This is a genomic window from Streptomyces glaucescens, assembly GCF_002154375.1.
Lineage (GTDB): Bacteria > Actinomycetota > Actinomycetes > Streptomycetales > Streptomycetaceae > Streptomyces > Streptomyces glaucescens.
Genome location: NZ_MUND01000055.1, coordinates 1 through 21,822 on the forward strand (window position 1 = coordinate 1; position 21,822 = coordinate 21,822).

A 21,822-nucleotide genomic window follows, 5' to 3' on the forward strand; every position below is an offset into this window, starting at 1 on the left:
ATAGGCGTAGACGGCCTGGTCAGAACCGCCGTGGTGCTTCACGTCGTAGACGCGGTCGCCTACGAGACCGACCTCGCCGGTGCCCTTGGGCCCGGGCGCGATGACGGCAACCGGGCCGTCAACAGGCCGCTTGTCGATGCCCGTCGCGCTGAGGCCCTTCCACGGGTTGGGTCGGGGCTTGCCGACATTGACGGAGAGCAGCTTCATGCGCGCGACAGTACGATCCTCTGCACGCCAGAGCGACTCATTTCCCCGCCACCCCTTGGAATCGACCATCTAGAGGGGGGCGTCGCAGCACCGGTAACGGTAGGCGACGGTCTGCGGCGGAACGTGGAGGGGCGGTGATCTGACCAAAAACTGCGAGGCCATCGACGTACAACGCATGGATCAGGGCACGGGGCCGGGAAGCCGAGCGTGCACGCATCCTTCAATGAGGGGCCGCTCCGTGGAACAAAGTGGCAGATCGCTCAGAGCGCGCTACCGGCTCGCCCGAGGGGACCAACAGAATTCCCTCAGTTCACCGTTCGGCCGCAGGCACTGAAGCAGGACTCCTCCCTCCACGCGCCATGCGACGGGGCGAGGAGCGCCACGGCAGGTACGACGACGACCGCGACGACTATGAACGGAAGTGATCGAGGGTGACCGCCGATATTCTCGCCAACAACGAGCTGAGCCTGGATGCCGCGAAGGGGCGCATGCTGGACTTCCAGAACGGTCTGAGGCTGGCGCATCTGCTCTACGTGGTGGCCGAGCTGGGAGTGGCCGATCAGCTCGCCGCCGGTCCGCTGCCGGTCGACGAGATTGCCAAGCGCGTCGACGCGCACCCAGGCACCCTGTACCGCGCGCTGCGGGCCATTGCCAGCCGCGGGGTGTTCACCGAGGTGGCGCCGAGTACGTTCGCGCTCAACACCATGGCCGAGACGCTGCGCTCGGACATCCCCGGCTCGCTGCGGGACCACTTCCGCTACGAGGGGCAGCCGGCGCTGCAGCAGGCATATGCCGCGCTCGGGCACAGCATCCGCACCGGAGAGTCCGCGTTCGAGCACGTGCACGGCACCGACCTGTTCTCCTACCTGACCGATCGCCCCGAGGTGGGGCGGATATTCAACAACGCGATGGGTGAGATCGTCAGCCATCTCCAGAGCGTCGCCGTCGCGTCCTACGACCTCACGGGAATCCGGAAGATCGTGGACATCGGCGGCGGCCACGGGTACCTCGTGGCGCGCATCCTGCAGCGCTACCCGGAGATGCGCGGTGTCGTATTCGACATGCCCGAGGTCGTTCCCGGGGCCGTCGAGGTGCTCACTGAGGCCGGTGTCATCGACCGCAGCGAGACGGCTTTCGGTGACTATCTGGCCGCCGTTCCCACCGGCGCCGACGGCTACGTGATCTCCCACGTGATACACCAGCTGAGCGACGAAGAGGCGATCACCGTCCTGAAGAACATCCGCGAGGTCATGGACCCCGCCGGCCGGGTCGTCATCCTCGACCCGGTGATTCCCGAGGGCGATGTCCCGCACCCCGGGAAGTTCCTGGACATCGTGATGATGGCGCTCACCCCGGGACGCGAGCGCACGGAGGCTGAGTTCACAGCTCTGTTCAAGGCGGCCGGTCTGCGCCACGCGGAGACGGTGGCGCTCTCGGCGCCGTCGAGCGTCATCGTCGCCGTCGCCGACTGAGCCGGCAGCGGACAGTGCCTCCTGGTGCTCGGGCGGCTGTGCCCACCAGGAGGCCTCTTATTCGTCGCACTCTCGTCGTCAGATGCCCAGGACAGCCCGCGCAGTGAGGAAGTAGATCACCAGTCCGGTGGCGTCCACCAGGGTCGTCACCATCGGGGCCGAGACCACCGCCGGATCGATGTGGAGACGTCTGGCCAGGAGCGGCATGGTGCCGCCGACCGTCGCGGCCCAGGCGCAGATGAGCACCAGAGTGACGCCGACGACGAGGGCAATACGCGCGCCCACGAGCACCATCCCAAGCGTCGCCAGCATCGTTCCGAGCACGAGCCCCACCCTGCACTCGCGCCAGATAAGCACAGGCAGCTCGGAGCCGCGCACCTCGCCCAGCGCCAGCGCGCGAACGGCGGCAGTGGCCGCCTGGGCCCCCGTGTTGCCTCCCGTACCGATCAGCAGCGGAATGAACAGGGCGAGCTGTGTGACCTGCTCGAGGGTATTCTCGAAGGCCTCGGTCACCGCCACGGTGAGCGTCGCGGCCAGCAGCAGGAGCAGGAGCCGTACGACCCGGTAGCGAGCCAGCTGCCACACGGTCGCCGCCATGTAGTGACCGCTCCACGGAGCCGCCCCTGACTGACGTGCGACGTCCTCCGTGTCCGCCTCCTCGATCACCTCGACTGCGTCGTCGATGGTGAGCAGCCCGACGAGCCGCTCCTCGCTGTCGACGACGGGCAGGTTTAGGGTGTTGGTCTCGCGCGTCAGGCGCGCCGCGTCCTCGGCAGGATCCGAGGCGTGTACGCGGGGGGCGTCTGCGGCGACGAGGGAGAGGACGTCCCGTCCCGTAGGGCTGTGTACGAGCTCGCGCAGTTCGACGACGCCGATCAGGCGGCGGTCGGCGTCCACCACGTGCAGTGTGTAGTTGGTCTCGGCGTCGGCTCCCTTGGCCCGTACGTGGTCCAGCGCCTGTCGGACGGTCAGGTGCCGGTCCACCGCGACCACCTCGGGTGCCCTGTAGCGGCCCACGGAGCCCTCCGGATACCCCAGCAGGGCGGCCGTCTTCTGACGCTCGTGGGCGCTCAGTCCCGCCAGGACCCGCTGGACCACCTTGGCCGGGGCCTCGTGGAGCATGCGGACGCGGTCGTCGGGGTCCAGCTCCTCGACCAGTTCGCGGAAGGCCGCGTCCCGCAGCCCCATCAGGATGGCCAGCTGGTCGACCGGCTCCAGTTCCTCGAAGACCTTGATGGCCTCGTCCTTGTCCGGGAGCCGGAAGATGACGACTGCGTCGACGGCGTTCATCCGCGCCAGTTCGTCCGCGATCACATGGGGCAGGCGCTGGCCCAGCAGGAACTGGGCGTCACGGAGGTCGTGGCGCTCGAGAGCGTCCCGCATTCGGTGGGCAGCTCGTCGTCGGAGAGTCGGACATGCGGCATGGCAACAGTCACCTCGGCAGGCGGTGGGACGGGACGCTCTGCACGCGAGCGAGGCACCGCCCCGGTGGGAGAGGTTTCCAAGGCCCTGCACTGCTCTCCACGGCTTTCCATGGAGCCGCCCCACCGGAGCGGTACGGACGCGTCAGGCTCGCGCGACCAGCGCGAAGCGCACGCTGGACGGGTCCTTCAGGACGGCGACCCGTCCGACGCCGGTCACGTCGGTGGGAGCGGAGACGACCGTGCCGCCCAGCGAGGCGGCTGTCACCGATGCCGCGTCGACGTCCTCGACGCCGAAGTGCAGGGTCCAGCCCGCCGTGTCCACGGGCCCCTCGGTGAGCCTGCCGAACTCGTCCGCGTCACCGGCCGCCGTGACGCGCGTGGCGTCCCCCGCCGTCGACGGCAGGGCCGTCCAGCCGAAGACCTGCTCGTAGAAGGCGGTGGAGCCGTCGACGTCCGGGGTGCTCAGCCAGAACCAGGACGGCGTACCGGGTTCGCGCACCAGGCCGGACCCGGAGTGCTTGTCCGGCTCCCAGGCGCCGAAGAGGGCACCGTCGGGGGCCCTGTACACGGCTGCGCTGCCGGCAACCGACACCTTCCGCGGCGGGCTGACCACACGGCCGCCGGCCGCCTCCATCGCCTTCGTCGTCTCGACCAGGTCGTCCGTCATGAAGTAGACACTCCAGCCAGCCGAGTGCTCCTCGCCCTTCTTGAGCTTGATCGCACCCACGATCTTCTCCGAGCGCAGCGCGAAGTTCACGTAGCCGGTGGGCAGTTCGATGGCCTTCCAGCCGAACAGGGCGGTGTAGAAGGTGCGCGCGGAAGGGACGTCGGGAGTGTCGAGATCCGCCCAGCAGGGTGCGCCGGGAAGGTGGCGGGTGATCTTCATCGTTCTCTCCTCTTACCGCAGTGATCCATCGTCGTCACGGTGAGCCGGTCATGCTCCGGGCTCAGCTCGACCAGCGTGACGGTCCCCTGCGGCGAGGCTCCAGCGAGCGCCGACAACTAGTGGAATCCTTCCACCGGGTGCGTCCACCGTGCCGAAATTCCTCACGGTGGGCGGGCGCCGCGCTCAGCGGATCGCGAGGTGGTCGAGGTACGACCGGACGTTGTTGCGGGTCTCGGGCGCGCTGTCGCCGCCGAACTTGTCGGCCACCGCGTCCGCCAGCACGAACGCGACCATCGCCTCGGCGACGATGCCGACTGCCGGCACCGCGCACATGTCCGAGCGCTGGTGAGGGGCCCGCGCCCCCTGTCCGGTGGCCACGTCCACCGTCCCCGAGGCCCGCGGCACGGTCGCGATCGGCTTCATCGCGGCGCGCACCCGCAACGGCTCACCGGTGCTCAGGCCGCCTTCCTCGCCGCCGGAGCGGTGGGATGCCCTCGTCTGTGGCGACGATCTCGTCGTGCGCCCGCGAGCCCGGCACCCGGGCCAGCCCGAAGCCGTCACTGGCCTCGACGCCCTTGATCACCTGACGCCCATCGGTGCGGCAGCGAGCCGGGCGTCCAGCCGTCGGTCCCCGTGCACGTGAGAGCCGAGCCCGACCGGGACGCCGTACGCCAGAACCTCGACCACGCCGCCGAGCGTGTCGCCGTCCGTGTGGGCCTGGTCGATCGCGGCGACCATCGCCTTCGACGCGTCCGCGTCGGCGCAGCGCACAGGGTCGGCGTCGAGCCGGGCCGCGTGGGCCGGCATCGGGCGCAGGCCCTGGGGAGCCTGCGCGGCGCCCAGCTCGACGACATGGCTGACGACCTCGATGCCAGCGGTCTCCCTCAGATACGAACGGGCCACCGCGCCCAGCGCGACCCGGGCCGCCGTCTCCCGAGCCGAAGCACGTTCAAGCACCGGACGTGCCTCGGCGAAGCCGTACTTCTGCATGCCCGCCAGGTCCGCGTGACCCGGTCGGGGGCGGGGCAGTGGCGCGTTGCGGCCGGTGTCCTTGAGCTCCGAGGGGTCGACCGGGTCGGCCGCCATCGCCTGCTCCCACTTCGGCCACTGCGTGTTGCCCACCGTGATTGCGACGGGAGAGTTCAGGGGCAGCCCGTGCCGGACACCGCCCAGGAAGGCGACCTCGTCCCGCTCGAACGCCATGCGCGCACCTCGCCCGTGCCCAAGCCGCCGCCGGGCCAGCTGGTCCGACGCCATCCGCGTGGTGACTGGCACGCCGGCGGGCAGACCCTCCAGTGCGGCGACGAGCGCGGGCCGTGGGCCCCCGCGGTAAGCCAGCTCAACCTGCTCACCAGTCCGTCGCGCATCAACGGCGCCGCCATCAGGAGTCCGCTGAGGCGCTGGCTGCTCATGGAGGAGTCCACCGAGATCTCGCACCGCCCGCCACACCCTGCGTACGGATCAGCAGCGGAAGTCCGTCGCCCAAGCCCCCCCTCGGCGTCGACGCCCATCCGGCGCAGGGCCTCCAGCAGCGGCCCTTGGGGGCGGGCACGCAGTTGCGAGGATCCGTCGAAGAGGAAACGGCCGCGCCCGGTGGCGGTGAAGGGCGGAAGGAAACGTGCTGCCGTGCCGGTGTCCGCGCACCCAGCGTGCCTGCCCGGCCGGTCCCCAGCCGATTCCGGTCACGTCCCAGAACTCGTCCATGGGGCTGCGCTCCACCCGCGTACCGAGTTCCGTCAGCGCGTTCTGGAACGCCACCGTGTCGTCACTGACGAGCGGCCCCAGCCGCGGCTGGCACCCGAGGCGGCTGCGGCGAGCAGGAGCGCTCTGTTGGCAAAACCCTTCGAGCCCGGTATCCGGGCGACCAGGTGGGTGCCGGATGCGGTGTGTCCGTGGTCATGTCTGCTCCGGGAAGACGGCCGCCGGGATTTCTGTCTGCCGGTGACCGGGTGGCGCGGGCAGACGCAGCCCTCGGTGAATGTCCATGGCGGCGGACGAGTCATTGAGAGTGATGTAGTGCAGGCCGGGTGCCCCCTCGTCGAGCAGGCGTTGGGCGAGTCCGGTGGCGTGGTCCACGCCGATGCGATGGGACGTGTGGGGGTCGCACTGCGCGGTCCGCAGTTGCATCGCGAGATCGTCGGGGAACGTCGCGTTGCTGAGCCGAGCGAACCGACTGATCTGTTCGTAGCGGGTGGCGGGCATGATCTCGGGGATAACAGGTGTGTCGCATCCGGCGGCCGCGAGCCGGTCGCGCAGCCGCAGATAGTCCTCGGCCCGGAAGAACATCTGTGTGATGGCGTAGTCCGCGCCTGCCCGGCACTTGGCCACGAAATGGCGGATGTCGGTGTTCCAGTCGGGCGAGCGCGGATGTCGCTCGGGAAAGGCCGCCACGCCGATGCTGAAGTTGCCGCAGTCACGAAGGAGTTCCACGAGTTCGGCGGCGTGGTCCAGCCCGTTGGGGTGGGGAGTCCACGGCCCGTTCGGATCTCCGGGCGGATCTCCCCGCAGCGCGAGGACGTCACGGATACCGGCGTCGGCGTAACGGCCGATGATGGCGCGTAGTTCGGCCGTGGAGTGGCCGATCGCCGTGAGGTGGGCGACCGGGCGCAGTGTCGTGTCCTCGGCGATGCGTTCCGTGAGGGTGGTGGTGCGTTCCCGGGAGGAGCCGCCCGCACCGTACGTCACCGAGACGAAGGCGGGTCGGAGGGGCTCGACGCGGCGCAGCGCACTCCACAGTGACCGCTCGCCCCTCACGGACTTCGGCGGGAAGAACTCGAAGGAGTACGACCGGTGGCCGGACGCGATCAGTTCGGCGGGGCTCGGCCGGACCGCCGGGACAGGCACGGGGGTCAGAGTGGTTGCGGTCATGGCCGAGCTCCCTCAGACGGCAGGCCCGTCACCGGGCGGGTGACGGCCTCGTACGCCGTGGTCAACAGGTCGCGCAGAAGGGTGGGGGAAGCGGTGTAGGTCTGGGTGCCGACGGAGGCGAGGGCGAGCGCGGCCACGGCGGCGCCCGCCTGCGCACAGGCCACGGCGTTCTTGCCCTTCGCGGATGAGGCCAGGTATCCGGCCCGGAACGCGTCCCCGACACCGGTCGGATCGGCGACCGTCGCCCCCGCGACTGCGGGGACGTCGAGCACGGGTTCACCGGCGCGTTCGATGCGGCTGCCCTTCTCGCCGAGGGTGGTCACCCAGGTGCCGACCTGTCGCAGGACATCGGTGCGCGTCCAACCCGACTTGGCGAGCAGCAGTCCCTGCTCGTATTCGTTGGTGAACAGATGGTGGGCTCCGGCCACCAGTTCACGGATCTGCTCGCCGTCCAGCCGGGCGAGCTGCTGGGACGGGTCGGCGACGAAAGGGAGGCCGAGGGCGCGGCAGGCGCGGGTGTGGCGGAGCATCGCGGCGGGTTCGTCCGCGCCGACGTGGACGAGGTCGATGCCGCCGTGCTCGCGGGCGACGTCGGCCAGGTCGATCGCCGCCGCCTCGGACATCGCGCCCGGGTAGAAGGAGGCGATCTGGTTGCCGTCCTGGTCGGTTGTGCACAGGAAGCGTGCCGTGTGCCGGGTGGGTGAGACGTGGACCGCCGAGATGTCCACCCCCAGGTCGGCCAGTCGCCTGCCGTACGGGGCGAAGTCGGCGCCCACCGCGCCCACCAGGAGGGGATGGTGTCCCAGGGCGGCCAGCCCGTATGCGATGTTGGCGGCCACGCCGCCGTCCCGGACCTCCAGGGAGTCGACCAGGAAGGACAGCGAGACGTGGGCCAGGCGGTCGGCGAGGAGCTGGTCGGTGATGCGGCCGGGGAAGGTCATCAGGTGGTCGGTGGCGATGGAGCCGGTGACGGCGATCCTCATGTCAGCACCCCATGGCCTTCTTCAGCGCCTCGACCCGGTCGGTGCGCTCCCAGGTGAAGTCCGGCAGTTCGCGCCCGAAGTGGCCGTAGGCGGCGGTCCGGGCGTAACGCGGGCGCAGCAGGTCCAGGTCGCGGATGATGGCGGCCGGGCGCAGGTCGAAGACCTTCCGGATGGCCGTCTCGATGGCGGTGTGCGGGACGGTGGCCGTGCCGAAGGTCTCGACGAACAGGCCGACCGGTACGGCCTTGCCGATGGCGTACGCGACCTGGACCTCGCAGCGGTGGGCGAGGCCGGCCGCGACGACGTTCTTGGCTACCCAGCGCATCGCGTAGGCGGCCGAGCGGTCCACCTTCGACGGGTCCTTGCCTGAGAAGGCGCCGCCGCCGTGCCGGGCCATGCCGCCGTACGTGTCGATGATGATCTTCCGGCCGGTGAGGCCGGCGTCGCCCATCGGGCCGCCGATCTCGAACCGTCCGGTGGGGTTGACCAGCAGTCGGTAGCCCTCGGTGTCCAGCTTGATCCCGTCGTCCGCCAGTCGAGCGAGTTCGTGCTCGACGACGTGCGTGCGGATGTCGGGAGCCAACAAGTTGTCCAGGTCGACGTCGGCGGCGTGCTGCGCGGAGACGACCACGGTGTCCAGGCGGGCGGCACGGCTGCCCAGGTACTCGATGGTGACCTGAGTCTTGCCGTCCGGACGCAGGTACGGTGCGATGCCGTCCTTACGAACCTGGGAGAGTCGGTACGAGAGCCGGTGCGCCAACTGGATGGGCAGGGGCATCAGTTCGGGTGTCTCGTCGCAGGCGTACCCGAACATCAACCCCTGGTCGCCCGCACCTTGCGTCTCCAGGACGTCGTCGCCGTCCTCGCCGGACGGGTCCACGCCCCGCGCGATGTCCGGGGACTGCGCGCCGATCGACACGGACACGCCGCACGACCGGCCGTCGAAGCCCTTCTTGGACGAGTCGTAGCCGATGTCGAGGATCGCCTCGCGGACCAGGCCGGGGATGTCTGCGTACGCGGTGGTGGTCACTTCCCCGGCGACATGGACCTGGCCGGTCGTTATCAGGGTCTCCACGGCGACCCTCGACCGCGGGTCTTCCTGGAGAAGGGCGTCGAGGATCGTGTCGCTGATCCGGTCGGCGATCTTGTCGGGGTGGCCCTCGGTCACGGACTCGGACGTGAACAGGCGGCGGGGCATGGCTCTCCCTGGTCGCAGCGGCTGCTGACTGGTGGTGGAACGTGTGTGGGGTGGCTGGGGGCCGGACCGGAGAGCTCTCCGGGGGACGTGAGAGCTCTCCGGCCGGTGGGAACGCGGACCGGGCCGACGGGGCCGATGTCCCGCTTCTGCCGACGGGCAGTGGCATGGACGGGGACTGCCCTCCGCGTTCCGTACGGGGGCGGAGCCGTTATCGGCTTCCGCCGGGCAGGGCGGCGACCGCCCGGGCGAGGGTCACCACGCGTTCGGCTTGGACGCGGGCCGCGTTGCGGGTGACGTCGCCGACGGGTGCGGTGCCGCCGGCATCATGGTGGGCGGTCCCGTAGGGGTTGCCGTCGACGAACTTGTCCGGGTGGGTGAAACCGGGGGCGACGACGATCCCCCCGAAGTGGTGGAAGGACTGCATCAGGGCCAGCAGCGTGGACTCATTGCCTCCGTGGGGGCTGCCCGTGGAGGTGAAGCCGCTGTAGATCTTGTTGACGAGTTCACCCTTGCGCCAGGCGCCGCCCAGGGTGTCGAGGAACTGCTTGAGCTGGGCGGACACGTTGCCGAACCGCGTCGGCGTCCCCATGAGGACGGCGTCGGCCCACACGATGTCGTCGGCCTCGGCCAGGGGGATCCCGGCTGATGCCTCGGCGTGGGCGGCCCAGGCCGGATTGGACTCGATGGCATCCCGGGGTGCCAGTTCCCGCACTCTGCGCAGGCGGACCTCAGCGCCCGCCTTCTCGGCTGTCTCCGCGATCTCGCGTGCGATGTCGGCGACATGGCCCGTGGAGGAGTAGTAGACGACGGCGACCTTCACGGCGCCCTGGTCCGCGTCCTTCACGACGGCGTTCACCAGTCCGCCAGGTGCAGGATCTTCACCGGCTCCACGGTGCCCGCGTCGGCGGCGGTGGCCGGGTGGGCGAAGGCCCGGTTGTAGTACACGAGCGGGGTGCGGTCGTTCGTGCAGGTGTCCACCACGCGGCCGACGAGGATGCTGTGGTCACCCGCGTCGACAACGGAGTGCATCGAGCAGGCGACGCGGACGCAGGCACCCGGCGATCCGGGCAGGCCCAGTTCGCAGGGCTCCATGTCACCGGCGGCGAACCGGTCGATCCCGGACTGAGCGAAGCGCCGCGCGACCCCGTCCTCACCGTGCGCGAGGACATTGATCAGGAAGTGGTCGGCCGCGGTGAACGCCTCGTGCGTGCTGGCGGTCTTATTCAGGCAGACCAGGACGAGGGGCGGGTCCAGGGAGACGGACGTGAACGAATTGGCGGTGAATCCCCAGCGCTTGCCCGTCCCGTCAATCGTGGTCACGACGGTCACCGGTCCGGGGACCCTGGCCATCGCTTGGGTCAGGGCGGTGTGTTCCATGATGTCAACTCCGGTTCGTCGTGATCAGGGCTGGAGCCGGCTCACGTGCCACCCACGGTCCTGGCGGTCGTAGCGCAGCCTGCGATGCATCCGCTCGGAGTCGGAGCACCAGAACTCCACGGCGACCGGCGCCAACCGGTACACGACGAAGCGGTCCGGGCGGGGCAGCGGGGTGCCGGCGGCCTCCAGGCGGGCCGCTTCGGCGCGCAGGGCGGCCGCTGCCGCCGTGCCGTCGAGCGGTTCGCTCTGCCGGGAGAGCGAGGACATGGCGTGCAGGGGGACGGGACGGCCGGACCAGAAGGCGTCGGACTCGGCGTCGCTCAGCTGTGACACCGGGCCGGAGAGGATGAGCTGCTGGCCGGTCTCGCGCCAGTAGAGCAGACCGGAGGCCCATCCGGTGACGGCCAGTTCGCGGCCCTTCTGGCTGGTGGTGTGACTGGCGAACGTCAGTCCGCGGTCGTCGACCTCGGTGACGGCGACGATGCGGTTGGAGGCCCGGCCCCGGCTGTCGGCGGTGGCCAGGGCGAGCGAGCGGGGTTCCCGCACGCCGTTCGCGGTCGCCTCGGCGATCCACTGGTGGATCAGCGGCAAAGGGTCGGCCGGCGGGTTGTCGTACTCGGGGAAGTCGATGTCGACCTCGCTGGTGAGGCTTTCGAACTGGCGGGTGTTCACGTGGTCCTCGCTAGACGTAGATCGTGCCGCGGGCTGCGATGGCGCCGTGACCGCCGATGTACACGTTTCGGACGTGCTCGCCGGTGCCTTCCGCGGTCGCCAGCATGAGCGAGGGACGGCCCATCTCGACCCCCTGGAGGATTCGGAGCCCTTCCCCGTACGTGCTGAGCCCATGCCGGGCCAGGTGGATGGCGAGGGGGCCGGCGGCCGATCCGGTCGCCGCGTCCTCCACCACCCCGTAGGCGGGGGAGAACATGCGGGTCCGCCATTCGGCGCCCGCATCGGCGAAGCAGTTGGCAGCCATGTCCGGGAACCGGCTCAGTGCCCGATGGTCCGGCCGGAGCGCCGACAGCGCGGCCACGCTCTCGAGCCCCACGAAGACATGCCGGGGGCCGTTGCGGTAGATCTCGACCGGTGTCGTGGACTCCGCCACGCCGAGCGCCTCCAGGAGCTCGGCGCTGTGCTCGTACGGTTCCCACGTGGGCACCGGCTGCTCCATCCGGACCGTGGGGACGCCCTCGTCGTCGCGGAGCTCGAACGGGATGAGCCCCATGGCAGTCTCCAGCAGGAGCCGCTCCTTATTCCAGGTCTCGCCCAGGGCCACCGCCGTGCCGAGCATGGGGTGACCGGCGAACGGCAGCTCGTTGACGGGGGTGAAGATGCGGATCCGCGCGTCGCAGCCCTGCTCCGGCGGCAGGACGAAGGTGACCTCGGAGAGGTTCATCTCCCGGGCGATGCGCTGCATCGTCTCGGCGGTCAGGTCTGCGGCATCGAAGAAGACGGCCACAGGATTGCCTTCGAGCGGACGGCGCGCGAAGGCGTCCACCACTATGTATTCGTGCACGGTGTCTCTTTCCCGGGTGTGGAGGTTGTCGGTGCGGCCGTCAGCGCGAACACTGGGCCGAGACCCTGCAGCTCGCGGAGTGCGTACGCTCCTTCGACTGTGGCCTCGACGTCGAACCTGGTCCGGTGGGTGGGCGGGCGGCCGATCAGCTCGGCAGCGCGGTTCGCCGGGAGGTCGGCCGGGCGGTCCGCCTCCCAGAGCATCACCGCGCCCCAGCGGTTCCGCTGGCGGTCGGCCATCCAGAGCTTCAGCCGCAGGCCCGGGACTTCGTGCCACGCGTCGACGGTGCCGTCCCGCAGGTACTCGCGAAGGGAGTCGATGGTCTGCGGGGAGCCGTCGAGGTCCCACCAGGCGATGTCAACCCGCACGGTCGAACACCTCCCGGATGGTCTGCCCGACGATGCGCGGCCCGTCGATGGTCAGCACGGACTCGGCGTGGAACTGCATCGAGGCGAAGCCCGGGCCGCGGAGGGCGTGCACATGGCCGGTGCCCTGGTCACGGCTCACCTCCACCGGCCCGATCCCCTCGATGTCGAGCTTGTCCTCGGTGCTGCGGGCGGCGAACGTGTTGTAGAAACCGACGCGTTCACGCGAGCCGAAGAGGTCGATCTCCCGCTGCACGCCCTGGTTCGGGACCCTCCGCCGCACGAGGTCGAGGCCGAGGGACAGGCTCAGCACCTGGTGGCTCAGGCACACGGCGATGAAGGGGCGTCGCTGCTTCAGGAGCTCGTCGATCGCCGAACCGAGATGACGGATCTTGGGGTCGTCGGCGGCCCGGGGGTCGCCGGGGCCGGGCCCCATCACCACGAGGTCGTAGCCGTCGAACCGGTACGGCTCGTCGAAGCGGCTGACCCGCACGTGCAGCCCCTGCGCCCGCAGCTGGTGTCCGATCATCGCCGTGAACGTGTCCTCCGCGTCGATGACCAGCGCGTTCAGTCCCTCAAGGCCTGTGACCGCCGGCCGGCGGCAGGCCGCTTCCTCCAGCCAGAACCGGGCGATGCCGCTGTTGCGGCGGCTGAGGGCGGCGCGGACGTCCGGATGCGCCCCGAAGCGGCGGGCGGGACCGGCCTCCAGTGCGGCGAGCAGCCCGGCGGCCTTGGCACGGGTCTCCTCGACCTCCGAGTCCGGGTCTGAGTGGCGCACCAGGGTGGCGCCCACGCCGATGCGCACGCGGCCGTGGTCGTCGATGTCGGCGGTGCGGATGAGGATGGCCGAGTCGAGAGAGCGCTCGCCGTTCACGTCCCGGCCGATCAGCGCGGCCACACCGCTGTAGTAGCCGCGGCCCTCGGGTTCGTACTTCCGGATGACGCGTGCCGCGCTCTCCAGCGGACTGCCCGTCACCGTGGGGGCGAACATCGTCTCGCGCAGGATCTCGCGCACGTCACGGTCGGTCTGCCCCTCGATGAAGTACTCGGTGTGGGCCAGCCGGGCCATCTCCTTGAGGTATGGCCCCAGGACCCGGCCGCCGGCCGGGCAGATGCGGGCCATCATCTTCAGTTCCTCGTCGACGACCATGTACAGCTCGTCGGTCTCCTTGCGGTCCGCGAGGAACTCCGTGAGGCCCTGCAGCGTGGGGCCGGCGGGCGGGTACCGATAGGTGCCGCTGATCGGGTTCATCACGGCGGTCCCGCCGCTCACGGAGATGTGACGCTCGGGCGTGGCCCCGACGAAGGTTCGCCGGCCGGTGTGGATGAGGAAGGTCCAGTACGCTCCCTGCTCGCGTTCCAGCAGACGGCGGAAGAACGCCAGCGTGCTGTGCGGCGAGTAGTCGCTGATGTCGGCGACGAAGGTGCGTTTGCTGACGAAATTGGCGCCTTCGCCCGTGCCGATCTCGTCCGTGACCACGCGCCGTACGGTCTCGGCGTACCGCTCGTCGTCGATGTCGAAACCGTGGGCCGTCACTGGGGTCGGCGTGTCCGGGAGCCGGGCGAGGAGCTCGACCAGGGGCACCCTGGCCTGGTCGCCGATCGACAGCGCGACGACGGGTGCGCCGTCGTCGGGAGCGGTGAACCCCCGCTCCGTGATCTGCCGGTACGGCACCACGACCAGCACGTCGTGCTCCATTGGCGGCTCGCCGGCGTCCGGCTCTCTGAAGGGGATGTCTCCCAGCGTCCTGTGCAGGGTGACGTCCCCGGTCAGGATGTCGACGGTATCCGGAACCCCGGACTCCGGTCGGTGCAGCAGGGCGAAGGCGGCCGGTTCCAGGTTCAGGACGGCGCCGAGCAAGTCGCCCTGCTCCCGGCCGCTCACGCGAACACCTCCGCGGACGGGACGACCATCGCGCAGCGCCGGGCCGCGTAGTCGAGTGCGAGCCGGTGGTCGTCCTCGGAGAAGTCGCCGAGGGCGTCGGCGGCCAGGAAGGGCTGGATGTCGTGGGTGAAGGCGTCCAGTGCCGTCGCCAGGACGCCGACGTGTGCGTAGACGCCGCAGATGACGAGCTGGTCACGGCCCTCGGTCCGCATGCGCTGCAGCAGCTCGGAGCGGAAGAAGGCGCTGTAACGCCATTTGGTGAACGTCCAGTCGCCCTCGGTGGGCGCCAGCTCGGGCGTCACCTCGCGGTCGGCGGGGTCGGTGCGCATGCCCGGCCCCCAGAAGTCCTTGAGCAGCCCTCGGTCCTCGTCGGTCATCCGGCCGGGCTGCGTGGTGTACGCCACCGGCACGCCGACGGCGGCACACCGCTTGCGCAGCTGGGCAGTGTTGTGGACGAGCTCCGTGCGCAGCGGGTCCGGCAGGGCGTTCAGGAAGTAGCGCTGCATGTCGTGGACGAGAAGTACGGCGCGCTCGGGGCGGGGGGCCCACTGAGCCAGGTTCTCGGGCAGGTTCTCGGCGGTCGGCAGTGGATACCACGCGATGGGCGGCAATCCGGCCATCGAACAGCTCCTTTCCAGTGATGTGGCCGAAACAGGGGTGCTCACAGAGCGTCGGACCAGGCGGTGACCAGGGAGACGGCCTGCCGTGAGTTGAGGCGGGGGTCGCAGAGAGTCGTGTGCCGTTCGCCGACCAATCCGAGCGAGCCGGTGTCAGCGACGCACTCGGTCACATCGTCCGGGGTGGTCTCCAGATGCAGTCCGCCGGCCACACCGCCCGCCGCCGCCACCGCTCGCCGGAACCCGGCCACCTCCCGGGCGAGGGTGTTCAGCAGCCGGGTCTTCTTGCCGCCCGGTGCGGTGACGGTGTTGCCGTGCATGGGGTCGCACAGCCAGATGACGGGATGCCCCGCGGAGCGGACCGCCGCCACCAGGGATGGCAGGCGCTCTTCGACGGCGTCGGCACCCATGCGCGAGATGAGCGTGAGGCGGCCGGGCTCCCGGAGCGCGTCGAGACGCTCGCACAGGGCCGTAATCTCCTCGGAGGTCATGGCCGGGCCCACCTTGCATGCCACCGGATTCACGACATCGGCGAGCATCTCGACGTGGGCGCCATCGAGTTGCCGGGTCCGTTCGCCGATCCACGGCCAGTGCGTGGAGCCGAGCCAACGCCGGCCGTCTCCGACCTCGCGGATCATGGGGACCTCATAGTCCAGGAGGAGGGCCTCGTGGCTCGTCCACACCAGGGGTTCGACGCTCGGCCACGCGCGCAGGGCGGGTGCGCGCCAGCCCAGGTGCTCCATGATGTCGCCCGCCGCCATGTACCCAGTGAGGATGCGCAGCGGGTCCGGTTGCCTCTTCTCCAGTTCAGGCTCCCGGCCGTTGACCATGTGTCCGCGGTACACGGGCAGGACAAGGTCGTCGACCTGCTCGAAGGAGTTGGACCGCGGCTTGGCGAACTGTCCCGCGATACGCCCGACCCGGAGGACGGGCTTGCCGGTGACCATCTTCAGCGTGGTGGCCAGCAGGTCGAGCACGGCGGACTTCCGTCGTACGTGCTCCGCGGTGCACTCCTCCGGGTCCTCCGCGCAGTCCCCGGCCTGCACCACGTGCGCTTCGCCGGCGGCGACGGATGCGAGCAGCGACCGGAGGGTGTGGACGTCTTCCACGCGGACCAGCGGCGGGCGGGAACCGAGGATGTCCCTCACGCGCTGGACCTGCGAGAGGTCGCTCCATTCGGGCTGTTGCAGAGCTTTGGCGCTCTGTATTTCGGTTACTGCCTGTCCCACGAATCTACCCCCGTGAGGCGATGAGAATGAACGGCCGATCATGTCGGTCCTGTGCTCGCGTCGCCAGCCTGTCAGGTTGGTATTCCCTCGCGCTCGACGCGCGGGACGGAAATTCCCAAGGACCGGAACTGCTGGCACGGGTTCATGAACTCGCGCTGCTGCTTGATCTTCCCATTCTCGAACAGGAAGGAGTGGATGAAGTGATTGCGGTAGAAACCTTCATCATATCCGGGGAAGAGAATCTTTCCCTCGCCGTCGCATTCGACCCAGAAGCGGTTGGGGTCCTGGGTGTCGAAGATCTCGATGTTGACCCAGGCCCAGTCGGGGAAGCACTTGAGCGACCAGACCGCGTGCTCCCCGAGCCGGTCGCGGCCCCGGATGACGATCGGCTCGCCGCTCTCCGTGGTCCACAGACCGCCGACACCGTCCTCCGTGAAGAGCAGGTGACGCCGGAGCCGGTCTTCGCCACGGGTGTTCATGTACTGCCTGACGATGGCGCGGTTGTGGGCGCGCAGTTCGGTCTCGTCGGTGGGTATGCGGGGCTCTGCCATGGGTGTCCTCAGCTGTGAGGTCGGGAACGGATGGGGTCGGTCGTGCCTCGAATCAGACGATGAAGCTGATGTCGCGGGGGTCCTGGCCGACGAGTGCGCGGCCGTAGACCTGCTCGGGGATGCCCATGCCGAAGCCGGCGTGGCGGCTGCCGACGTTGATGTCGCGCCAGAGCCGCTGGAGCGGGTTGGCCTCGTTGAAGGCGGAGGAGCCGTGCGCGGTCATCAGGGTGTCGACGGCCTCGCGGCACAGCCGGCCGACCTGGGCGGACTCCAGGCGATTGCGGGCCCGGATGGTCAGGTCGATGTTCTTGCCGGCCCGGGCGTACTCGTCGACGGTGTCGGCGATGCGCAGGGCGATCAGCTTGGCCGTGTCGATCTTTGACGTGGCGTCGGCCAGGTCGAGCTGGAAGGTCGGCGACTGGGTCTGGTCGCGGTAGGTGGAGCCTGCGACGGGACGGGTAGGGCCCTTGTCACGGACGAAGGCGAGGGCGGCCTCGGCGCCGCCGATCAGCGCTCCGATCAGGCCGATGGCGAACAGGCCGGTCAGGCTGTTGCGGTAGGGCAGATCGGGGTCGACGACACCGTCGGTCTCGCCGTTGAGGATGGGCAGGTAGGGCACCAGACGGTGGTCCGGTACGAAGAGACGGTCGGCGACGACCGTGTTGCTGCCGGTGCCGCGCATGCCGGCGAAGTGCCAGGTGTCCTTGATGGTGATCTCGTCGGCAGGCATCAGGGCGAACTGGATGTCGGGCCCGCCCTCGGCGGTGGGGACGGCGATCAGGGCGCTGACCCACTGGGCGTGCAGGCAGCCGGAGACGTAGGCCCACTCGCCGCTGACGACGACGCCGCCCTCGGCCCGCTCGACGTTCGGTGCGGGCATCCCCAGGACCAGGGCGCACCGGGCGTCGGGATTCCGGCCCCACACCTCGTCGCCGGCGGCCGGCGGGAACAGCGCCGCCACGAAGTTTCCGGCATTCAGGACGCCCGCTAGCCAGGCGGCGGAGCAGCAGCCGCGGCCGAGCGCGGTGGCGACCTCGAGCAGGGTGCGCATGTCCGTCTCGTAGCCGCCGAGCCGGCGCGGGGTCATCAGCCGCAGCAGGCCCGCCTCGGTCACGGCGGAGACGACTCGTTCGGGAACGCGCCGCTCGCTTTCGCATACGACGGCGTCTTCCCACAGCAGGTCCCGCAGGCCCTCGGCCCGCTTCACAAGCTCGGCGCGGTCGGGATCCTGTACGGCGGAAACGGTGTTTGACATTCCGAATCATTCCCTTCGGATTCCTCGGCTCTGGAACGCTAGGACTCCGAAAACGCCGGAGTCAAGGAAAGAATTTCAGGGCGCAGAGAATTCGTATGCCCGAAAAATGGCATGGCTGACCTGCACGGCGACTTCTCATGCAGCGTTCGAAATTTCTACTATTCAGCGTGCGGAAAGACGCCGACGCAGGTTCCCCACGACGACCCGCCCGATCGTGGCGGGGTTCAGCAGAATCGTCGGGGGCGAGAGGAGGGAACTGACCTTGACGAACTCCTGGGTCAGCGCCGAGTCGCGTTCCGCGGCGGTCATCAACCAGCCGAAGTACGCGTTGATGACGCGTACTGGCAGCGGCCGCGTGCCCGCCACCTCGGGCAGCGAGAGATCGCTACCGAGGGCCATCTGCCAGGCGACCTCGATGCGGCGGGCGGCCGTCCTGAAGAAGCGCCTGGGCAACTGGTCCCGGCCCTGGGCCAGGGCGTCCCGCAGCGCCTCGGCCTGCAGTGCGGCCGCGGACATTCCCTGACCATAGACGGGGTTGAAGCTGCAGATGGCGTCACCGAAGACGAGCAGTCCGTCGGGGAAACGTTGCAGCCGCTCGTAGCGCCGGCGCACGCTCGCCGGATAGCGGTGGGCGACTGGGGCGTCGAGGGGTTCGGCGGCGCAGAGGACCTCGAACACGTCCGGGGGCATGATGGGCTTGGCGAACTCCAGGAACTCGCCCGGGTCGGTGGGCGGGTGGTGCCCGCCGTAGCCGATGAGCGTCAGCATCCAGTGGTCGTCCCCGTGCTGGAGGAAAGTCGCGCCGGTCGGCCGGCCCGGGCAGGCGCCGACGATGACGACCTTCTTGCTGCCGAGGACGCCTGGTGCCACTTTCAGGTTCCGGCTGACGTACTTGATGTCGATCGCCAGGTGGTCTTCCTGCGGCCGGTCGTAGCCCAGGTCCTCGAGCCATCGTGTCGTCCGTCCGCCACGACCCGTCGCGTCGACGACGAGGTCCGCGGCGAGTTCCCGCTCGGCTCCGCCGTCCCGGTCTACGACCCGGGCGCCGACGACGCGTCGTCCATCCGGGGAGCTGACGAGACCGGCCGCCTCGCACCGGTCGATGATCTTGATGTTCGGCCGTGCCCTCAGCCGAGCGCGCACTCCGCCCTCCAACTGGGGGCGGTTCGGCTGGTAGGTGGGGATGGGGTCCCTGCGGCGGCCCTCCTGGCTGAGCAGATGGCCGCCGGGTGCGAAGTGCATCTCGGCGGGCTCCCGGACCACGGACACCCCGTCCGCCTCGAACTGCTCCAGCAGACCGGGGAACATCTCATGGAGCCACTTCGTACCGGCGGGCAGGATGGCGTGCGCGTGGCGGCCCTGTGGCACGCCCTTCCGGTTCTCGGCCGTCTTCGGCAACGTGTCCCGGTCGATCAGCGTCACCCGGTCGAACGTGTCGGACAGCACCCGTGCGGCGAAAAGCCCGCCGATACTCGCCCCCAGCACAATGCAGTGGCTACCGTTTCTTAAGCGGGGTTCCTCCGGTTGACGCGGGCGTGCGGCGTCGTCTGACATGCGATTCCTCCTCTGTGCTTGAGGGGATGTGGGAATGGCGTGGCGGCGGCACGACGAGTCGGTCACTCGTCACTGTCCAGGAATGCCGCTCCGTAACGACCCGCGACGGACCGCGCTACGGCACTGTGACAAACTCGCGAATGAGGTCCACATTTCTCCGGAAAAGACGGTCGTACGGCGCCAGGGTTTGCGGGTCCGGCTGTGGGGTTCTGCAATCCGACCTTCTCCGCCGGTGAGGCCGAAGATTTCCTGTCAGCTCACGGGATCGCCGTCGGGCCGGGTGAGTGTTCCGGACGCCAGCCAGCACGCCGGGAGCGGCGCCACCGCGCGCCCGTGTCCGATCCGCGGGTCGTCGCCCGCGTACACCTGGGCGCTCCAGCCGTGGCCGCCCAGCCAGGACGCGAGGTCGTCGCGGGCGGAGAGCCAGGAGGCGCCCTGCTCCTCGACCCGCTCACGTACCGGCCGGCCCTCCTCCTCCAGCATGGCCGCCTTGAGGTGCTCCAGCATGAGCCGACTGCCCGGCGCGGACAGCTCGCTCACACCGGCCAGGATCGCGTCCCCGGCGGCGTCCGTCAGGTACATCAGAAGGCCTTCGATCAGCCAGACCGTGGGCTGCGACGGATCGAAAGATGCAGCTCGCAGCGCCGTCGGCCAGTCCTCCCTGAGATCTGCGGCCACTCCGCGGCGCTCGCACGCCAGGGGCAGGCCGGACCGCTCAATCAGCGCGTCCTTGAACGGCGTCATCTCCGGCAGGTCCACCTCGAACCAGCGCGTCCCGGCCGGCAGGTCCAGCCGAACGGTGCGTCCGTCCACCCCCGCGGCCAGCGTGACGACCTGACGGATCCCGGCCCGGGTCGCGGAGATCACCTCGTCGTCGAAGAACCGAGTGCGCACTGCGAAGTACGTGGGAAAGCCGGCCGCGCTCCGGTGAGTCTGCTTGATCACCTCGGCCACGTCGGCCAGCAACGGGTCCTCAGCCAGGGCCGAGAGCATCGCGGCGGCGAGCGGGTCCCGGAACAGCGCATCCGGACGGTCGCTTTCCAGTTGCCGCATCCATGCGACGAAGAGAGCGGTCTGCCCGACCCCTATCGAAGGCGTCTCTAATTCGACCACAAAGTCCTCCCCAAGACGAGTGAAAATCAAAGCAAAGAGGCAAGCTCGCGCCGGTACGCTCGGCGTCCGAAACGCTGTGGAGTGGCTTGAACATTTCCAGGACGGATGGGGCTTGAAAGAGAGGAGAGCCACGAGCGTGTGCCCGTCCGCTTCACGTGCCAACTATGCACGACTCTCTCCTTGAGCGGTGAACTGATGGAATTCTGCGGACCTCTGCGGCTGCGATGGTAGCGTGGCCCGCGTTATCTTCAACTTTATTCCACGGAGCAGGCCCCCACTGAAGGATGAGTGCATGCTCGACACCCTGGACCGTGCCCTGATCCACGCGCTGCACATAGACGGCCGCGCGCCGTTCAGCCAGATCGCCGCCGCCCTCGACGTCTCCCCCCAGACCATCGCCCGCCGCTACCGACGACTGCGTGACGAGGCCTCTCTACGGGTCGTCGGTCTCGCCGACCCCCACCGAGCCGGTCAGACCCAGTGGCTCGTCAGACTCACGGCCGCAGCGAGTTCCGCCCAGGACCTCGCCCACGCCCTGGCCCGCCGGCCGGACACGTCGTGGGTCAAACTCACCTCGGGCGGCACCGAGATCGTGGCGGTCATCCACACGCCCACCGACGCCGCCAAGGGCAACTCCCTGCTGCTGCGCGACATTCCACGGACGAACAACATCACCGCCGTGTCGGCCCACTGTCTGCTGCACATTTACCTCGGCGGCCCCACCAACTGGCGCGGCAGTGCCGACACCCTGACCGAGGAGCAGCAACGCCTACTCCGCTCGCACGACGCCGCCGACACGGCGTACGTCCCCGTGCCCCGCCAACTCAGCGACTCGGACGCGGATCTACTGATCGCCCTGCAGAAGGACGGGCGCGCCAGCCATGCGGAACTCGCCGAGGCGACCGGCTGGTCACCCGTCACCGTCGCCCGCCGCCTGGCCGACCTGCAGGCGGGACGCGCCATCTTCTTCGACGTCGAGGTCGACACCGGGCTGTTCGGCGCCAACACCCGGGCCCTGCTCTGGATGTCGGTGAGCCCCGCACATCTGGAGAACGTGGCGGAGACCCTCGCGAACCACGACGAACTCGCCTTCGTCGCGGCGACCACCGGCCCCACCAACCTGGTGGCCCAGGCGCTCTGCAAGGACCCGGCCGACCTGCACCACTACCTCGCCCGCCGGCTCGGCTCCCTGGCCGCGATCCACACTCTGGAGGCCAGCCCCGTACTCCAGAACGTCAAAGCTGCGAGCCCGATGATCACGGATCTCGCCCGCAGCCGACGGACCGCCCCGACCGCACGCGCGCGATCGTGACGTCCCTCGT

At 69.6% G+C, this 21,822-nt stretch carries 19 protein-coding genes and 3 pseudogenes; 2 read left to right on the forward strand and 20 right to left on the reverse strand.

Features of this window, described 5'->3' with window-relative positions; all coding sequences use genetic code 11:
- A pseudogene (locus CCN42_RS04290) lies at positions 1–207 on the reverse strand (MOSC domain-containing protein); the annotation flags it as partial.
- Between the two features lie 431 nt (positions 208–638).
- Between CCN42_RS04290 and CCN42_RS04295 the strand changes: the two are divergent.
- Complete coding sequence (locus CCN42_RS04295; protein WP_245877140.1) at positions 639–1,679, forward strand: acetylserotonin O-methyltransferase; 1,041 nt, start codon at positions 639–641, stop codon at positions 1,677–1,679.
- A 78-nt stretch (positions 1,680–1,757) separates the two neighbouring features.
- Here CCN42_RS04295 and mgtE read toward each other — a convergent pair whose 3' ends face one another.
- The 19 genes and pseudogenes from mgtE to CCN42_RS04390 form a co-directional block, all read right to left on the reverse strand.
- Positions 1,758–3,062, reverse strand: coding sequence for a magnesium transporter (gene mgtE, locus CCN42_RS04300; protein ID WP_086733137.1), 1,305 nt, complete (start codon positions 3,060–3,062; stop codon positions 1,758–1,760).
- 183 nt (positions 3,063–3,245) lie between these two features.
- Positions 3,246–3,989 carry a VOC family protein gene (locus tag CCN42_RS04305; protein WP_086733138.1) on the reverse strand — a complete coding sequence of 248 codons (744 nt, stop codon included), beginning with the start codon at positions 3,987–3,989 and terminating at the stop codon, positions 3,246–3,248.
- 183 nt (positions 3,990–4,172) lie between these two features.
- A pseudogene (aroC, locus tag CCN42_RS04310) lies at positions 4,173–5,246 on the reverse strand (chorismate synthase).
- Positions 5,132–5,566 (reverse strand): annotated as a pseudogene (locus CCN42_RS44155) (hypothetical protein); the annotation flags it as partial. The pseudogenes aroC and CCN42_RS44155, both read right to left, overlap by 115 nt.
- 319 nt (positions 5,567–5,885) lie before the next feature.
- Positions 5,886–6,857 carry a methylenetetrahydrofolate reductase [NAD(P)H] gene (gene metF, locus CCN42_RS04320; RefSeq protein ID WP_086733139.1) on the reverse strand — a complete coding sequence of 324 codons (972 nt, stop codon included), beginning with the start codon at positions 6,855–6,857 and terminating at the stop codon, positions 5,886–5,888.
- Positions 6,854–7,840 (reverse strand): carbohydrate kinase family protein, encoded by a 987-nt coding sequence (locus CCN42_RS04325; protein ID WP_086733140.1) that lies wholly within the window; start codon positions 7,838–7,840, stop codon positions 6,854–6,856. The genes metF and CCN42_RS04325 overlap by 4 nt, the downstream gene beginning before the upstream one ends.
- A gap of 1 nt (position 7,841) precedes the next feature.
- The gene (metK, locus tag CCN42_RS04330; protein ID WP_086733141.1) at positions 7,842–9,038 is read right to left on the reverse strand and encodes a methionine adenosyltransferase; all 1,197 of its coding nucleotides are present in this window, start codon (positions 9,036–9,038) and stop codon (positions 7,842–7,844) included.
- A gap of 208 nt (positions 9,039–9,246) precedes the next feature.
- Positions 9,247–9,894 (reverse strand): NAD(P)H:quinone oxidoreductase, encoded by a 648-nt coding sequence (gene wrbA / locus CCN42_RS04335; protein ID WP_245877141.1) that lies wholly within the window; start codon positions 9,892–9,894, stop codon positions 9,247–9,249.
- Positions 9,891–10,415, reverse strand: a complete 525-nt coding sequence (locus CCN42_RS04340; RefSeq protein WP_086733142.1) for a flavin reductase family protein — start codon at positions 10,413–10,415, stop codon at positions 9,891–9,893. The genes wrbA and CCN42_RS04340 overlap by 4 nt, the downstream gene beginning before the upstream one ends.
- A gap of 24 nt (positions 10,416–10,439) precedes the next feature.
- Positions 10,440–11,087 (reverse strand): phenazine biosynthesis FMN-dependent oxidase PhzG, encoded by a 648-nt coding sequence (gene phzG / locus CCN42_RS04345; RefSeq protein WP_086733143.1) that lies wholly within the window; start codon positions 11,085–11,087, stop codon positions 10,440–10,442.
- Positions 11,088–11,097: 10 nt separating this feature from the next.
- Positions 11,098–11,931 (reverse strand): PhzF family phenazine biosynthesis protein, encoded by an 834-nt coding sequence (locus tag CCN42_RS04350; RefSeq protein ID WP_086733144.1) that lies wholly within the window; start codon positions 11,929–11,931, stop codon positions 11,098–11,100.
- Positions 11,916–12,299, reverse strand: a complete 384-nt coding sequence (locus CCN42_RS04355) for a hypothetical protein (protein WP_086733145.1) — start codon at positions 12,297–12,299, stop codon at positions 11,916–11,918. The genes CCN42_RS04350 and CCN42_RS04355 overlap by 16 nt, the downstream gene beginning before the upstream one ends.
- Positions 12,289–14,181, reverse strand: a complete 1,893-nt coding sequence (locus CCN42_RS04360; RefSeq protein ID WP_086733146.1) for an anthranilate synthase family protein — start codon at positions 14,179–14,181, stop codon at positions 12,289–12,291. Before CCN42_RS04360 ends, CCN42_RS04355 begins: the two co-directional genes overlap by 11 nt.
- Complete coding sequence (locus CCN42_RS04365; protein ID WP_086733147.1) at positions 14,178–14,801, reverse strand: isochorismatase family protein; 624 nt, start codon at positions 14,799–14,801, stop codon at positions 14,178–14,180. The genes CCN42_RS04360 and CCN42_RS04365 overlap by 4 nt, the downstream gene beginning before the upstream one ends.
- Before the next feature lie 41 nt (positions 14,802–14,842).
- Entirely contained in the window at positions 14,843–16,027 is a 1,185-nt protein-coding gene (locus CCN42_RS04370) for a 3-deoxy-7-phosphoheptulonate synthase (protein WP_245877143.1), read from the reverse strand.
- 71 nt (positions 16,028–16,098) lie between these two features.
- Positions 16,099–16,578 (reverse strand): PhzA/PhzB family protein, encoded by a 480-nt coding sequence (locus CCN42_RS04375; RefSeq protein ID WP_211294625.1) that lies wholly within the window; start codon positions 16,576–16,578, stop codon positions 16,099–16,101.
- Between the two features lie 52 nt (positions 16,579–16,630).
- Positions 16,631–17,833, reverse strand: coding sequence for an acyl-CoA dehydrogenase family protein (locus CCN42_RS04380; protein ID WP_086733149.1), 1,203 nt, complete (start codon positions 17,831–17,833; stop codon positions 16,631–16,633).
- Between the two features lie 162 nt (positions 17,834–17,995).
- Positions 17,996–19,318 (reverse strand): FAD-dependent oxidoreductase, encoded by a 1,323-nt coding sequence (locus tag CCN42_RS04385; protein WP_086733150.1) that lies wholly within the window; start codon positions 19,316–19,318, stop codon positions 17,996–17,998.
- Positions 19,319–19,639: 321 nt separating this feature from the next.
- Positions 19,640–20,530, reverse strand: coding sequence for an SAM-dependent methyltransferase (locus CCN42_RS04390; RefSeq protein ID WP_211294626.1), 891 nt, complete (start codon positions 20,528–20,530; stop codon positions 19,640–19,642).
- A gap of 262 nt (positions 20,531–20,792) precedes the next feature.
- Between CCN42_RS04390 and CCN42_RS04395 the strand changes: the two genes are divergently transcribed.
- Positions 20,793–21,812: an Lrp/AsnC family transcriptional regulator gene (locus CCN42_RS04395; protein WP_086733152.1), complete on the forward strand. Its 1,020-nt coding sequence runs from the start codon at positions 20,793–20,795 to the stop codon at positions 21,810–21,812.
- Positions 21,813–21,822: the final 10 nt, after the last annotated feature.

Excerpts from the sequence above, each read along its gene's own strand:
- metK (WP_086733141.1), bottom strand. The coding sequence starts at position 9,038 with ATGCCCCGCCGCCTGTTCACGTCCGAGTCCGTGACCGAGGGCCACCCC.
- CCN42_RS04365 (WP_086733147.1), bottom strand. The coding sequence starts at position 14,801 with ATGGCCGGATTGCCGCCCATCGCGTGGTATCCACTGCCGACCGCCGAG.
- mgtE (WP_086733137.1), bottom strand. The coding sequence starts at position 3,062 with ATGCGGGACGCTCTCGAGCGCCACGACCTCCGTGACGCCCAGTTCCTG.
- CCN42_RS04340 (WP_086733142.1), bottom strand. The coding sequence starts at position 10,415 with ATGGAACACACCGCCCTGACCCAAGCGATGGCCAGGGTCCCCGGACCG.
- CCN42_RS04305 (WP_086733138.1), bottom strand. The coding sequence starts at position 3,989 with ATGAAGATCACCCGCCACCTTCCCGGCGCACCCTGCTGGGCGGATCTC.
- CCN42_RS04325 (WP_086733140.1), bottom strand. The coding sequence starts at position 7,840 with ATGAGGATCGCCGTCACCGGCTCCATCGCCACCGACCACCTGATGACC.
- metF (WP_086733139.1), bottom strand. The coding sequence starts at position 6,857 with ATGACCGCAACCACTCTGACCCCCGTGCCTGTCCCGGCGGTCCGGCCG.
- CCN42_RS04395 (WP_086733152.1), top strand. The coding sequence starts at position 20,793 with ATGCTCGACACCCTGGACCGTGCCCTGATCCACGCGCTGCACATAGAC.
- CCN42_RS04375 (WP_211294625.1), bottom strand. The coding sequence starts at position 16,578 with ATGGCAGAGCCCCGCATACCCACCGACGAGACCGAACTGCGCGCCCAC.
- CCN42_RS04380 (WP_086733149.1), bottom strand. The coding sequence starts at position 17,833 with ATGTCAAACACCGTTTCCGCCGTACAGGATCCCGACCGCGCCGAGCTT.